1 protein-coding gene is annotated in these 1,072 nt (G+C 33.7%); it reads left to right on the forward strand.

All coding sequences use genetic code 11. The features are described from left to right. Positions 1–655: type I restriction endonuclease subunit R, EcoR124 family (locus EKL98_RS17160; protein WP_449404018.1), on the forward strand; the 655-nt coding region annotated here is incomplete at its 5' end. Positions 656–1,072 lie beyond the last annotated feature (417 nt).

The following is a 1,072-nucleotide window of genomic DNA, read 5'->3' on the forward strand; positions in this document are numbered from 1 at the left end:
ACTTATGCGACTTAAAAATGTGCTAACCACATTCTCTGATTTCAAGATGGAAGATTTGGATATGGACGAGCAATTGTTTGAAGATTACAAAAGCAAATACCTCGATTTATACGATAAAGTCAAAAGCAATCACGAAAAAGAAAAGGTTTCCATTTTAGAAGACGTCGATTTCGAATTGGAATTAATCCACCGTGACGAAATCAATGTTACATACATCTTGCATCTATTGGCAAACCTTAAAAATGCCGATCCTCACGAGAAAAATAAGAAGCAAAAAGAAATCATTGATTTACTTACTGGAGAAGCCAACTTGAGAAGTAAACGAGAACTTATTGAACGTTTCATACTAGAAAACCTTCCCGCAATAGAAGACACAGAAGACCTACCGGACCAATTTGAAAAATACTGGAATGAAGAACAGATAAAAGCCTTTAAACTACTGGTACAAGAAGAAAACTTGTCAGAAGAAAAAACAGAACAGCTAATAGAAAATTACCTCTTTGCCGAACGCGAACCTTTAAGAGATGAACTCTTGGACTTAATAGAAGGTGAAAAGCCTAAAGTATTGGAACGTAAGAAAACAGGTGACAGAATCTTGAGTAAGATTATTGGATTTGTAGAAACTTTTGTGAGTGGGTTTGCGAAGGTGGGGTAGGATTTTGGAAGAAATTAAGGAAAACTAGTTCGCTGAAAAATAATCTTCATTTAATAAATCAGAATTAAGATTCATCATTATCTTTGTATACAAACAAACATTAAATTAATTATCAATAGGCATCAAATTGGCCATCATAATAGAAGTAAAACAACGTCAAGTCTTGATTTAACTGCTAATCTGTCCCGAGGGGCGAGCCCAAGAGAGGGAGCAAAAAGCTAGTCGAAAGACTAGCTTTTTTTGTTTATATTTGAATGTGAATCTTTATTACAGCGTTTATTAAAATCTATATCAACCTTAATAGATATCCTGAAATCATAAAAAATTACTCGAGAAATACATTTAAGTTATTATTTTAGTACTCATTTTTCAGCCCCGTAGTTCAACGGATAGAATGGGAGTTTCCTAAACTTTTGA

The sequence above is a fragment of the Flavobacterium bomense genome, assembly GCF_003970355.1.